This is a genomic window from Sphingomonas sp. dw_22 (genome assembly GCF_018449795.1).
GTDB lineage: Bacteria > Pseudomonadota > Alphaproteobacteria > Sphingomonadales > Sphingomonadaceae > Sphingomonas.
Genome location: NZ_JAAVVE010000045.1, coordinates 21,366 through 34,799, shown reverse-complemented (window position 1 = coordinate 34,799; position 13,434 = coordinate 21,366). Strand labels below are relative to the sequence as shown.

At 67.8% G+C, this 13,434-nt stretch carries 8 protein-coding genes, 1 tRNA gene and 1 pseudogene; 8 read left to right on the top strand and 2 right to left on the bottom strand.

The window, feature by feature from the left end; all coding sequences use genetic code 11:
- Positions 1–199 (bottom strand): annotated as a pseudogene (locus HB724_RS16760) (energy transducer TonB); the annotation flags it as partial.
- Between the two features lie 169 nt (positions 200–368).
- Between HB724_RS16760 and HB724_RS16755 the strand changes: the two are divergent.
- The 3 genes from HB724_RS16755 to HB724_RS20545 all read left to right on the top strand — a co-directional run bounded on the left by HB724_RS16755 (position 369) and on the right by HB724_RS20545 (position 2,889).
- Positions 369–689, top strand: a complete 321-nt coding sequence (locus HB724_RS16755) for a hypothetical protein (RefSeq protein WP_213982091.1) — start codon at positions 369–371, stop codon at positions 687–689.
- A 287-nt stretch (positions 690–976) separates the two neighbouring features.
- Positions 977–2,773, top strand: coding sequence for an aminopeptidase P family protein (locus HB724_RS16750; RefSeq protein ID WP_213982090.1), 1,797 nt, complete (start codon positions 977–979; stop codon positions 2,771–2,773).
- A complete protein-coding gene (locus tag HB724_RS20545) occupies positions 2,755–2,889 on the top strand; it encodes a hypothetical protein (protein ID WP_256731582.1) in 135 nt (44 codons plus the stop codon). The genes HB724_RS16750 and HB724_RS20545 overlap by 19 nt, the downstream gene beginning before the upstream one ends.
- On the opposite strand, the gene HB724_RS16745 is transcribed toward HB724_RS20545, so the two are convergent.
- Complete coding sequence (locus HB724_RS16745; RefSeq protein WP_213982089.1) at positions 2,856–3,002, bottom strand: hypothetical protein; 147 nt, start codon at positions 3,000–3,002, stop codon at positions 2,856–2,858. The two genes, HB724_RS20545 and HB724_RS16745, sit on opposite strands and share 34 nt — an antisense overlap.
- 91 nt (positions 3,003–3,093) lie before the next feature.
- On the opposite strand from HB724_RS16745, the gene HB724_RS16740 reads away from it, so the two are divergent.
- The 5 genes from HB724_RS16740 to HB724_RS16725 all read left to right on the top strand — a co-directional run bounded on the left by HB724_RS16740 (position 3,094) and on the right by HB724_RS16725 (position 13,322).
- A tRNA-Thr gene (locus HB724_RS16740) sits at positions 3,094–3,168 on the top strand.
- A gap of 434 nt (positions 3,169–3,602) precedes the next feature.
- A complete protein-coding gene (locus HB724_RS20540) occupies positions 3,603–5,084 on the top strand; it encodes a DUF4011 domain-containing protein (protein WP_256731581.1) in 1,482 nt (493 codons plus the stop codon).
- Positions 5,075–9,574, top strand: a complete 4,500-nt coding sequence (locus HB724_RS16735) for a DUF3320 domain-containing protein (RefSeq protein WP_346344748.1) — start codon at positions 5,075–5,077, stop codon at positions 9,572–9,574. The genes HB724_RS20540 and HB724_RS16735 overlap by 10 nt, the downstream gene beginning before the upstream one ends.
- Positions 9,575–9,576: 2 nt before the next feature.
- Complete coding sequence (locus tag HB724_RS16730) at positions 9,577–10,701, top strand: DNA repair exonuclease (RefSeq protein WP_213982088.1); 1,125 nt, start codon at positions 9,577–9,579, stop codon at positions 10,699–10,701.
- Positions 10,698–13,322, top strand: a complete 2,625-nt coding sequence (locus HB724_RS16725; RefSeq protein WP_213982087.1) for an AAA family ATPase — start codon at positions 10,698–10,700, stop codon at positions 13,320–13,322. Before HB724_RS16730 ends, HB724_RS16725 begins: the two co-directional genes overlap by 4 nt.
- The last annotated feature ends 112 nt before the right edge of the window (positions 13,323–13,434 follow it).

The window sequence follows — 13,434 nt, the reverse complement described above, 5'->3', positions numbered from 1 at the left end:
TCGGGCGGCGGCCCGCCCCCCGGGACCGTGGGGCCGGCGCCCTGCTCGCCCTGGGCTCGGGCGTCGGCGTGGGGGAAGGCAGCGCGAAATCGAGCACGCGCATCGCCGGAGAGCCTTCGCTGCCCTTCACCGCCAGCCCGCCGAACAGCAGCGCGCCCAGCAGGCCCTGCACGGCAAGCGCGCCGATCGCGCCGCGCAATCGTTCACGGGGTCCGGGTACTCCAGGGTGCGCGTCGGCTATCATCCTTCCAAAAATGCGGGACGGCCCCAAAGCGATCCGCATGAACGGGATGTTGTTTCGGGTTCATGCAACTCCGGGGCGCTATCCTTGTTGATGCTCTCGACAACGAACAGATAGGGCTCCTCCCATGCGCAAGATCATCGCCACGCTGAGTGCCGTCGCGCTCGCCTTTCCCGCCACGATGGCCGTGCCGACCGGCGCGGCCCAGGCGCAGACCCGCACGCACCAATCGAGCAAGCATTACAAGGCGAAGAGCACGCGCCATTACAAGAAGTGCCGCCGCTCCAAGGGCACGGCCGGCCTGATCGCCGGCGGCGTGATAGGCGTGGTCGCGGGTCCGGCGATCATCGGCCATGGCCTGCTGGGCGCCGCGGCGGGCGGCGTCGGCGGCGCGCTGGGCGGCCGCGCGGTCGATCGCACGATCACCGCGAAGAAACGCTGCCGCTGAGCCCTGGGACGGCGCCGATCCGCCTCCCTCGTCACCCCGGCCGAAGTGCCGGGGTCCACCGGGATGCTGGGAGAGAAGCTGGAGGCGTGAAGGGCTCTCTGGAGGATAAGTGAACCCCGGCACTTCGGCCGGGGTGACGACAGATTTTTGCGGCCGTTCTCTCCCAATTCAAATATCGATCCGGCCCAATGCCTTCCAAAACGCCGGATCGTCTGCAATCTGGCGCGATACCGTCCGGCTCCCCAAATGGAGTCGGGCAAGCATTTCGCACAATGGAAGGTGCACCCATGTCCAGCTATGCCGATCGCCTCCAGGCCCTGCGCGAGCAGTTGAAGCGCGACCGCCTCGACGGCTTCGTCGTCCCGCTCACCGACGAGCATATGAGCGAATATGTCGGCGCCTATGCCCAGCGCCTCGCCTGGCTGACCGGCTTCCAGGGATCGGCCGGAACCGCCGTGGTGCTCCCCCAGGAAGCCGCGATCTTCACCGATGGGCGCTACACGCTCCAGGTTCGCCAGCAGGTCTCGGCCGACGATTGGCAATATGTCGGCGTGCCGGCGACCAGCGTGTCGGGCTGGCTGGGCGCCCATGCGCCGGACGGCGGCCGCATCGGCTATGACCCGTGGCTGCACACCCGCGCCTGGGTGGAGGAAGCGCGCAAGGCGCTGGCCGAGAAGGGCGCCGAGCTGGTCGCGGTGGATACCAACCCGATCGACGCCGTCTGGCCCGACAAGCCCGCGCCTTCGGGCGCCACCCTCGCCGTCCAGGACGATGCGGCGGCCGGCAAGTCCTCCGCCGCCAAGCGCGCCGAGATCGCCGACTGGCTGGCCGAGCGCAAGGCCGACGCGGTGGTTCTCTCCGCGCTCGATTCGATTGCCTGGGCGTTCAACATCCGCGGCACCGATGTCGCCCACACCCCGGTCGCGCTCGCCTATGCGATCGTCAATGCCGACGGCACCGCCGACCTGTTCGTCGCGCCGGAAAAGGTGACCGATGCAGTCCGCCAGCATCTGGGCAACGCGATCCGCATCCATGACCGCGCCGCCTTCGCGCCCGCGCTGCGGGGCTTCCAGGGCAAGCGCGTCGCCGCCGATCCCGAGCGCGCGGTCGCCGCGATCTTCGATTCGCTCGACGCGGGCGGCGCGAAGATCCTGAGCCCGCGCGATCCGGTCGTGCTCGCCAAGGCGCTCAAGAACCCCGCCGAGATCGCCGGCCAGAAGGCCGCCCAGGCCCGCGACGGCGCGGCTTTGGTGCGCTTCCTCAAATGGTTCGAGGAAACGGCGCCCCAGGGCGGCCTCACCGAGATGTCCGCCGCCGACCGGCTCCAGGCGTTCCGCGAGGAGACCGGCGTGCTCAAGGATCTGAGCTTCGACACCATCTCCGCCACCGGCCCCAACGGCGCGATCCCGCACTACAAGGTTACGCCCGAATCGAGCCTGTCCATCGAGCGCGGCCAGCTCTATCTGGTCGATTCGGGCGGCCAATATGCCGACGGCACGACCGACGTGACGCGCGTCATGCCGGTGGGCGAGGCCAGCGACGAGATGAAGGACCGCTTCACCCGCGTCCTCAAGGGCCATATCGCCATCGCCACCGCGGTCTTCCCCGAAGGCACGACCGGCGCCCAGCTCGACAGCTTCGCGCGGCGCCCGCTGTGGGAAGTCGGGCTCGACTACGGCCATGGCACCGGCCACGGCGTGGGCGCCTATCTCTCGGTGCATGAGGGGCCGCAGCGCATTGCCCAGCCCTTCTATCCCGGCGGCCAGAGCCTTGAGCCGCTCAAGGCCGGCATGTTCCTGTCGAACGAGCCCGGTTACTATAAAGCGGGCGAATTCGGCATCCGAATCGAGAATCTGGTGCTCGTCGTCAAGCAACTGATTTCGGGTGCGGAACAATCCATGCTCGGCTTCGAGACGCTCACCTTCGCGCCGATCGAGCGAACACTTATTAAACCATCCCTGCTAACCAGCCGGGAACTAGAATGGCTTAATGCCTACCATGCGCAGGTGCTGGCCGTGGTCGGCCCCCTGCTGAGTGGGGACGAACGGCTATGGTTAGTGGGGAAATGCGCTCCAATCGCCTGATGTGGTTTTTCGCCGGTGCGGTCACGATGGCGATCTATCTGATGGGGCCGCACGCGATCATCGATCGCGCCTATGATCTGGGTCACGAAGCCGGGGACTGGGTCCGCACGCGCTGAGGCGCGTCGTCGGGCACGTCCTCGCTTTCCTGGGCGCGGGCCTGCGCCTTGCGCCTGCGCAGATTCTGCCGCAGCGCCTCGGCCAGCCGCGCTTTCTTTTCCGCGTCATTCATGCCGAATGGGATAGACCGCGTCGCTTCGGGTTGACAATCGGGAACTCCCAAGCACATAGGCCCCTCCCGCCCGGCCACCCAGCCGGCGAGTGCTGCCGTAGCTCAGTGGTAGAGCGCATCCTTGGTAAGGCTGAGGTCGAGGGTTCGATCCCCTCCGGCAGCACCATTTATCTGTTAAAATCAATGAATTAAGATAATCCCCGAATGGGGACGGCTTTTCCTACTACGCTTGACTACGATGGGATGCGCTTGAATCGCTTTTAGGAAGCAGACATCTCGCTTACAGAGGCACGTGCATCGCTAAAACCTAAGAATATGAGCGTGCTATCCGTGTGGAATAAACCTAGCGCGAGATAAATCCTCTCGTGTCATGCACGCAGATTGGGTCTGCTTCGCGCCTCGAACCAGTCGTTCGGCGACAATGAGACCGGCCCCAAAAAGCTGCCATTCGCTTCAAAATCATAAGTTGCGTAGTAGGGACGGCAGCGTGATGACCGGGACTACAGTTCTTGTTGCGATGAAGGGCCCATAGAGAACGCGATTCGGGCTTCTTTAAGTGAAAGCCTTTAGTTAGCGTGCCCGCTGATGGGGGTGGAATTTATGCACGATTCTGGCGAGCAAGAGCTCGGTCAAGCAAGTCTCGACGGAATCGGGGCAAGCGGCCCGATCATCGCTGCAGATATCGCCGGAAGCTTCACTTACGCGTCTTATCAGAACGCTATTCCCGTCATCCGCTCAATCAGGATCGAAAATGTAGGCGGTGGACATCACGAGACTTGTAGGCTTGAGCTCATATCCTCGCCCACATTCCTGCGTTCTAAATCCTGGACGATCGATCGGCTTACACCCGGCGACAGCCTGCTCCTCGGCGATCGAAGGGTCGATTTGGACGCCGACTATCTCGCCGGGCTGAATGAGGCCGAGCGCGGCGAGATTGCGCTGAGGCTGTCGGTAGGCGACGCGGTACTGGACGAGCAGCGCTTCCCAGTGCGCCTGCTGGCGCGCGACGAATGGGGCGGGGTCGCCGACATGGCGCAGCTGCTGCCCGCTTTCGTGATGCCCAACGATCCCGCGGTCGCGCGCGTCCTGCGCAGCGCCGCCGATCGGCTGGCGGAGCATGGTCATCCGAGCGGGCTCGACGGCTATCAGTCGGGCGATCCGCAGCGCGCGTTCATGTTGACCGCCGCGATCTATTCGGCAATCGTCGGCATGGGCATCCATTATGCGGAGCCGCCCGCCAGCTTCGAGGATCGCGGGCAGAAAGTGCGCCGCCCCGCGACGATCGCTGACGAACGGCTCGGCACGTGCCTCGACACGACATTGATGTTCGCCGCGGCGCTGGAGAGTGCCGGGCTCTATCCCGTGATCCTGATGTTCCAGGGCCATGCCGCGGTCGGCGTCTGGCTGACCAAACGGACCTTCGGCAACACAATCGAAACCGATCAGATGGAGGTTCGCAAGGCGCTCGCCTCGCGTGAGCTGATCGTGTTCGAGACGACTGGTGTGACGCACCGTCCGGCGATGGCGATGGACGCAGCGCAGCGAGCGCTCGATCACCGGATGAGCGAGGACGAGGCGCATGCCTTCGTTGCCGCGATCGACGTACGGCGCGCACGCAGCGGCGGCATCACTCCGCTCGCTTCGCACGAGGCGGTGCGGCACGATGCTGGTGACGAGGAAGCTGCGCCGGTCGCCGATCTCGCACTGCCTGCGGCGCCCTCGTTCAACGATCTGCCCGATCTTCAGGTCGAGGAGAAGCCGACCACCGCCGCCGGCCGCGTCGATCGCTGGCAGAAGAAGCTGCTCGACCTGACGCTGCGCAACCGGCTGCTCAACTTCCCCGCGTCCAAGAAGACGATCCCGTTTCTGTGCACCGACGTCGCGTTTCTCGAGGATCGGCTGGCGGATGGCGCGGCGATCCAGATCGTATCCCTGCCGCAGCAGAACCCGCTCGGCGAGCGCGATGCGGGGCTCTATCGCGAGGTTCACGGCCGCGACCTGCAGCGCGGCTTTGCAGCCGAAGCGCTGGCACGCGACGAACTGCCGTCGCCGCTCGACGCGGCGAGCTCGAGGTGCGACTGATCGACCTGCACCGCCAGGTCCGCAACGATTTCGCCGAGGGCGGCGCGAACACGCTGTTCCTCGCGGTCGGCTTCCTGCGCTGGAAGAAGAAGCCCGAGGACGAGCGCAGCTATCGTGCGCCGCTGCTGCTGATCCCGGTGAAGCTCGAGCGCCGCAGCGCCAGCGCACCGTTCCGCCTGCGCTTCCACGAGGACGAGCCGCGTTTCAACGCGACCCTGCTGCAATTTCTCGAACGCGATTTCGACCTCAAGCTCACCCAGTTCGGCGGCGATTTGCCGCGCGATGACAGCGGCATCGACGTGCCGCGCGTACTGGCGATGATGCGCCAGGCGGTGCGTGACGTGCCGGGCATGGAAGTGCTCGACGAGACCGCGCTCTCCACCTTCAGCTTCGCCAAGTTCCTGATGTGGAAGGATCTGGTCGAGCGCACTGAGGCGCTGCGCGAGAACCGCGTCGTGCGGCATCTGATCGACACGCCCGACCGGGCCTTTGCCGGCGGCGAAGGCCAGTCGGTATTCCGCGACGAAACCGAGCTCGACCGCGTCTATGCGCCGGCCGCCATCATCAGCCTGCTCCCATCCGATTCCTCGCAGACCGCGGCGAGCCTCGCCGCCGCTGAGGGACATGACTTCGTAATCGTCGGCCCGCCGGGCACAGGCAAGAGCCAGACGATCGCCAACATGATCGCCAATTGCCTCGGGGTCGGAAAGACGGTGCTGTTCGTTGCGGAGAAGACCGCGGCGCTCGACGTCGTCTATCGCCGCCTGCGCGAGCATGGGCTGGGCGATCACTGCGTCGAACTCCATTCGAACAAGGCCGATCGGAAGCATTTCCTCGCGCAGCTCAAGGCGTCCTGGGAGCATGGCGCGCAGGTAGATCCGGCCGAGTGGGTTGCCGTCAACAATCGGCTCAAGCTGCGCCGCGACACGCTCAACGCCTATGTCGAGGCGCTGCACCGGCCTTACCCCAACGGCTGGACGCCGTATCTGGCGCTCGGCATCGCGCTGCGCGCCGCCGATGCGCCGGCGCCGGTGTTCGACTGGGCGCCGGGCGTGACGCAAGACGCAGAGACGCTCGGCGCGCTCGAGATGCTTGCCGGGGAAATCGGGCTGGTGTTCGCGTCGGTCGAACGGCGGCCGGCGCTCGACCTGGTGGATATCGAGGAGCTGAGCACGGCGCGACAGGAGGAGGTGCTCGCCGCCGCGCAGTCGCTGCGCAACGCTGTCGATCTGCTGGCGGGCGCACTTGATGCGTATCGCCGGGTACTGGGTCTCGTGGCGGACGGTCAGCCGGTGCTGCCCGAGGTCGTCGCGCTAGCGACGCTCGCCGAAGCGCTGGAGGGCGGGCGCGAACGCGACCTCTCGATCGCCTTTCATGCTGATTTCGCGCGCACCGCCGACGATCTCGCGGCGCTGGGAGCGGCGATCGCCGCCTATCGCGACGCCGAGCGGCAGCTCGCCGCCGGCTTCTCGGCCGCACAGGTGCGCAGCCTCGATCATGACGCTCTCGATCGCCAGTGGCGCGAGGCAGGCGCGTCGTTCTGGCCGTTTTCGGCGCTCGGCCGGCGCAAGGTCACGCGGATGCTGCAGAGCTATGCCGAGAGCGGCACGACGCGGCCCGATTACGACCTGCCGCAGCTGCGCCGTATGAAGGAACAGCTCGCGACGATCGACCGCACGCCGCTCGCCGAGCGACCGCTGCCGGTCGCCGGTCTCGACACCGATCCCGCCGTGATCGCCGACATTCTCGAGCGCGCCGGGCGGCTACGCAGCGCAGTGCGGCTGGGCGGTCGCGATGCGGACGTCGTGCAAAGGGTGACGCAGTGCGTCGCCACCACGCTCGCCGCTCGCAACGAGGGCGATGCGATCTGGCAGGCGGGTTCGAAGCTACTCGCGGCGCGGCAGGGCTTCGAAGACGCGCGCGCGCGCTTCGCCGAGGCCGCCGGGCGTATCGTCGCGATCAACGAGACACCCGACGCGCTTGCCACTCTGTCCACTGCACTGGCCGACCTCGTCGAGGCGCGGCACCTGCTGCGCGACTGGACGACGTGGTGCCGGGCCCGCAACCGCGCGCTCGCCGCCGGGCTCGGCGCACTGGTCGAGCAGATCGAGCGCGGCGTGGTGCCGCCCGATCAGGCGCGCGCGGCATTCCGGCTCGGCTATGCGCGCTGGTGGCTGCCGCCGGTGCTCGACGGCGATCCGGTGCTGCGCGACTTCCGCCGTTTCCAGCACGAGAATGCGATCGCCGAATTCCGCGAGATCGACGATCTCGTCCGCGCGCACGCCACCGGCCACGTGATCGGCGCGATCGCGCACGGCCTACCGACGGTGCAGAGCGTGCCGCGCAATTCCGAGCTCGGCCTGCTGCGCTATCAGATGGAGTTGCAGCGCCCCAGCCAGTCGATCCGCGACATGATCGGCAAGATGCCCGAAAGCTTTTCGAAGCTCGCGCCGTGCATGCTAATGTCGCCTCTGTCGATCGCGCAATATTTTCCGCCCAACCAGGCTTTGTTCGACGTGGTGATCTTCGACGAAGCCTCGCAGATCACGACCTGGGACGCGGTTGGCGCGATCGCGCGCGGGCGGCAGACGATCATTGTCGGGGATCCCAAGCAGCTGCCGCCGACCAACTTCTTTGGCAGCAACGACGATGACGAGGACGTCGCCGATCACGAGAAGGACATGGAGAGCATCCTCGACGAGGCCAAGGCGTCGGGCATCCCGGTCCGCGACCTGCGCTGGCATTATCGCAGCCGCAGCGAGTCGCTGATCGCGTTCTCGAACCACCATTATTACCAGAACCGGCTCGTCACCTTCCCCTCGCCACAGGTCGAGGATCGCGCGGTGCGGCTGCGCAAGGTGCCGCATGGCGTCTATGATCGCGGCAAGAGCCGCACTAACCGGATCGAGGCGCAGGCAGTCGCGGACGAGGCGGTGGCGCGGATGCGCGGCTGGCTCGAATTGCCGGAGAAGAGCCGCCCGACGCTCGGCATAATCACCTTCAATGCGCAGCAGCAGTCTCTGATCCTCGACCTGCTCGACGCCGCGCGGCGCGACGATCCCGCGCTCGAGTGGTTCTTCGCCGACGAGCGCGTCGAGGCGACGATCGTCAAGAATCTCGAGAACGTGCAGGGCGACGAGCGCGACGTCATCCTGTTCTCGATCACCTTCTGGAAGGATGCCGCGGGCAAGGCAAACATGGATTTCGGCGCGCTCAACCGCGACGGCGGCGAGCGGCGGCTGAACGTGACGGTGACGCGCGCGCGGCAGGAGTTGATCGTGTTTTCGGGCTTCACCGCCGACCAGATCGACCCGACGCGCGCCAAGGGGCTGGCGATCACGCACCTAAAGACCTTCCTCGATTATGCCGAACGCGGCGCAATCGCGCTGCCTGCGCAAAACCTGGGCTCGGTCGGCAGCTTCGACTCGCCGTTCGAGGAAGCAGTCGCGGCGCAGCTTGAACAGCGCGGCTGGGTCGTCGTGCCGCAGGTCGGCATTTCGGGCTTTCGCATCGATCTCGGCGTGCGGCATCCAGATCTGGCAGGTGCGTATCTCGCGGGCGTCGAATGCGATGGCGCATCCTATCACAGCGCCGCGACCGCGCGCGACCGGGACAAGGTGCGCGAGCAGGTGCTGACCGGGCTTGGTTGGAACATGCTGCGCGTCTGGTCGACCGATTGGTGGTACGATGCCGCCGGCTGCGCCGATCGGCTGCACGTCGCGCTGCAGGCGCTGCTTGACGCAAGCCGTGCCGAGCCTGCGGCGGGAGCCGAGGCTGGCGTCACCGCGAACTGGGATATGGGGCGTGAGGTTCAGGGGATCGAAGGCATCCGCGACGACGAAGCCGTGGCGACGGCCGAACTTGAAGCGCCCGCGCCTTCGTCGATCGAGGTCGAGCTGGTCTCCGCTGAGGTGCCGCTGATCGTCACGCCTATCGCGGCTGCCGCTACGGCGATGGCGCCTTACGACACTTATCGCATCACCGACCTGAGCGGCTTCGCGGCGCAGCCCGATCATTTCTACGAGTTCTCCTATCGCGACACGCTGCGCGCGATGGTCGCCGCCGTCATCGAGACCGAGAGCCCGCTGCGCACGGACATCCTTTGTCAGCGCATTGCCCGCGCGCACGGCTGGCTGCGCACCGGTGGCAAGATCCGCGAGCGCATCGATATGCACCTGCGCGACTTCGACCGTACGTATGAGTCGAGCGGCGAGTTCATCTGGAAGCCGGGCGCGGTGACCGAGGTCCGCGCCTATCGTCCGCCGCACGACGAGGAGGGGCGTCGCGGCATCCCCGACATTCCGCTCGCCGAGCTGGCGGCGGTGGTGCGCGGCCATCCCGATCTTCTCGACGAACCCGATCCGGCGCGCGAGCTGGCGCGGATGATCGGCGTTGAGCGGCTCGCGGGCGGATCGCGCGCGCGGCTCGACGAAGCAATCGCGCGCGGCCGTGGCGGCGAGATCGTGGCCGAGATGCCCGAGGCGGAGTGAGCATGGCACGCTTCCTCCACACAAGCGACCTGCATCTTGGTAAGCGGTTCGGCAACTTCTCCGGCGATCTGCCCGGCCGATTGCGCGAGGCGCGGCATGCGGTGATCGGCCGCCTTGCCGAGCATGCGCGTGCGCATGGCGCGGACACGATCCTGCTCGCGGGCGACACATTCGACACCGAGACTCCGGCCACCGACGTGCGGCGCCAGGCGCTCACCGAAATGGCGCATCACGCGCCGATCCGCTGGGTGATCCTGCCGGGCAATCACGATTCGCTGCAGGCGACCGAACTCTGGGCCCAGCTCGCCGCCGATGCGCCGGCCAATGTAGCGCTGGCGACCGAGCCGGCGCCGATCGATCTCGGTGCAGGCGCCGTCCTGCTGCCCGCACCCTGCACGACGCGCCGCCCGGGCCGCGACCTCAGCGCATGGATGGACGATGCGGTCACCGCCGAGGGCGCTATCCGCATCGGCCTCGCACACGGCGCGATCCAGACCTTTTCGGAAGACGCCGCGGCCTCCGAAGTGATCGCGCCCGATCGCACACGTCGCGCGGGGCTCGACTATCTGGCGCTGGGCGACTGGCACGGCGCGCTCGAGGTCGATTCCCGAACGCATTACAGCGGCACGCCCGAACAGGATCGCTTCAAGCACGACCGCTCGGGCGTCGCCTTGCTCGTCGAGATCGCCGCGGCCGGCGCTGTCCCGCAGGTGACGCCGCTGGCGACCGCGAGCTTTGCGTGGCGAACGCTCGACCTGCACCTGCTCGCCGGTGACGATCCCGGCCCCGCGCTCACCGCGCTGCTGCCCGAGCCGCGTGCTCGCCGGCAGACGCTCGCCAAGGTGGCAGCGAGCGGCCGGGCCAGTCTCGCCGCGCGCACCACGCTCGGTGTCGAGATGGCGCGCGCTGCTCCCGATTTCGCCTGGCTCGATCTCGATGAGACCGCGCTCGCGACCGAATGCGAAGCTGGCGATCTCGACCGGATCGATCGCGCCGGTGCGCTCCGGGAGGCGGCCGACGCGCTGCTTGCCGAAAGCGAGGATGCGAGCCGTTCGGCCGACGCCCGCGCGACCGCCGCCGCCGCGCTCGCGCGCCTCTACGGCTATGCGCAGGCGGTGTCACGATGAAACTCGCGGCGCTCCGACTTCACAATGTCAAGCGCTTCGCCGGGCGCGGCATCGCGATCGAGGGCATCGGCGACGGCGTCAACGTGCTGTGCGCCGCCAACGAATTCGGCAAGTCGACCAGCTTCGAGGCGCTGCACGGGCTGTTCTTCCAGTCGCACGCGAGCACCGCAGGCGACGTGCGCAACCTGCGCCCCTATAGCGGCGGCAACCCGCTAATCGAGGCGGACATTGCGGTCGGCGACGCGCGCTACCGGATCACTAAGCAATTCTATGGCGGCCGCTTCGCGAAAGTGACCGATCTCGCCTCCGGCCGGTTGCTTGCGCAGGCCGACGAGGCGGAGAATTTCATCGCCGGCCTGATCAACGGCGGCGCGGGCGGGCCGGCCGGGCTGCTCTGGGTGCGGCAGGGCATCACCGGCATCGAACGGCGCACCTCAAAGGAAGAAGAGAGCGAGCGGCAGGTGCGCAGCAGCCTGCTCGAATCGGTGCAGGGCGAGGTCGAGGCGGTGACCGGTGGTCGCCGCATGGCCGAGATCACAGCCGCCGTCATGGAAGAGAATGCCGCGCTCGTCACCGCGACCGGGCGCCCCAAAGCCGGCGGCCGGTACGCCGCGGCGATCGAGGCGCGTGATGCGCTGGCGGCAACCGAGCAGCGGCTGGCGGGCGAAGTGACGGCGCTACGCGAAGAGCTCGATCGGCGCGGGAAGGCGCAGCACCGGCTTGCCGAATTGGAGGACGCGGATGCCCGCGCGGCCCGGCGCGAAGCCATCACAGCCGCCGAGGCGAAGTTCGAAACCGCGCGGGCGCAGGCAGATCGGCTGAAGGCGGCGGAAGCCGAGCTCGGGCTCGCGCGCGAGCGCCGCGACACCGCCGAGCGCGAACACCACCAGTTCACCGAAGCGCTCGCCGATGCGCGCCAGGTCGCAGACGAAAGCGGCGAGGCGGCACGCCGGCGCGATGACGCTGTCGAGCGTCGCCACGCCGCGATCGCCGCGATCGGCAAGGCGCAGACCGAGATCGATGCGGCCGAAGCGGAGGCGCAGGCCGCGCGCGAACTGCTCGAACGCCTCGACGCCGCGACCAAAGCGCATGAAGCGGCCGAGCGTCGCACCGAGCATGAGGAACGGCTCAAGCACGCCGAAGCGGTACGCGCTACGATCGAGATGTGCGAGACGCAACTCGTACAGGTCCGGCTGCCGATGGGAGCAGTCGACGAACTCGCTGGGCTCGACGTCGATCTCGCGCGGATCCGGGCGGTACTGGAGGCGGCGCGTCCTTCGGTCTCAGTCGCCTATGAGGGCGGCGCGGCGGCGCGCGTGACGATGGGCGGCGCAGCGCTCAGCGAGGGCGAGGAGCGCGGCTATGACGGCCAGGCCGAACTCGTCGCGCCGGGCATCGGTACGATCACGCTGCGCTCGAACGCCGCAGGGCAGGATGACGGGCGGCTCGAGGCAGTTGAGGCGCGACGCCGCACGTTGCTCGCCGCGATGGGTGTCGCCGACCTTGCGAGCGCGCGGGCGCAGCAGGTGCGCGCGCAGGGGATAGAGGCGCAAGCGAACGAGGCGCGCGCGCAATTGGTTGTGCTCGCCCCCAACGGGCTCGACGTACTGCGCGAGGCGGTGGCAGCGCTCGCGGCGATCGATCCGGAGCCTATCGAGTTCAAGGCCGATCCTGATGAAACGCGCGCCGCCCGCGACGCCGCCGAGCAGCGCCGCCGCGATCTGGTCCAGACCGTTCGCGCGGCCGAGCCGGCACGCGAACACGCTGACGCCACCTTCGTCGCCGCTGAAACCGCGCTTGCGAAACTCCAGACGCGCGACCAGCAGATCGCCGCGATCCTTGGCCCGGCAGAAGATCGTGAGGCGCGCGGGCAGGAACTGGCAGCGCGCTTCGCAGAACGCGACGCCGCGCTCGCCGAGGCGCAGGGCGAGGTTGATGCGCAGCGTGCCGCCGCGCTGGATTTCGACGCGGTCGATGCGGCGCTGCGTCGGACCCGTTCGGTCGAGCAGGCCGCCGAGACCGAGATCCAGCAATTGCGCGAAACGCTCGCCGGGCTGAGCGCGCGCATCACCGCGCGCTCGGACGAGGCGGTCGAAGAGGCGTGGCGCGAAACAGGCGAAGCGCTGGCCGCTGCAGAGACGCGGGTGGCGGCGTTCGAGCGGGAGGTGGCAGTGCTGGCGCGGCTGACCCGCGCGCTCGATACCGCGCGATCCGACGCGCGCGACCTCTACCTCACCCCCGTGATGAACGAACTGCGCCCGCTGCTGGGCCTGCTGTTCGACGATGTCGCGATCACCTTCGACGATCGCACCTTGCTCCCGCACACGATCCTGCGCGGCGGCCAGGAGGAGGATGTCGATCGCCTAAGCGGCGGCATGCGCGAGCAGCTGTCGGTGCTCACGCGGCTGGCGTTCGCCCGCCTGCTCGCGCGCGACGGCCGCCCCGCGCCGGTGATCCTCGACGATGCGCTGGTCTATTCTGACGACGACCGTATCGAGCGAATGTTCGACGCGCTCCACCGACAGGCGCGCGATCAGCAGATCATAGTATTCTCCTGCCGCCAACGCGCCTTCCAGAAGCTGGGCGGAAACGTCCTGCAGATGACCGAGTGGCAGCCGTGAGGCTCAGCAGGGCGATAGGCGTGACCTGCGCCTGTATCAGTTTACTGCCTGCTTGATCGCGCCTGAAAGCTGCCCGTCCGCTGTCGACCCCAAAATTGGCCGAACCTGACAG

Coding starts and splice junctions, on each gene's coding strand:
- HB724_RS16750 (WP_213982090.1), top strand. CDS start 977: ATGTCCAGCTATGCCGATCGCCTCCAGGCCCTGCGCGAGCAGTTGAAG.
- HB724_RS16755 (WP_213982091.1), top strand. CDS start 369: ATGCGCAAGATCATCGCCACGCTGAGTGCCGTCGCGCTCGCCTTTCCC.
- HB724_RS20545 (WP_256731582.1), top strand. CDS start 2,755: ATGCGCTCCAATCGCCTGATGTGGTTTTTCGCCGGTGCGGTCACGATG.
- HB724_RS16730 (WP_213982088.1), top strand. CDS start 9,577: ATGGCACGCTTCCTCCACACAAGCGACCTGCATCTTGGTAAGCGGTTC.
- HB724_RS16725 (WP_213982087.1), top strand. CDS start 10,698: ATGAAACTCGCGGCGCTCCGACTTCACAATGTCAAGCGCTTCGCCGGG.
- HB724_RS16745 (WP_213982089.1), bottom strand. CDS start 3,002: ATGAATGACGCGGAAAAGAAAGCGCGGCTGGCCGAGGCGCTGCGGCAG.
- HB724_RS20540 (WP_256731581.1), top strand. CDS start 3,603: ATGCACGATTCTGGCGAGCAAGAGCTCGGTCAAGCAAGTCTCGACGGA.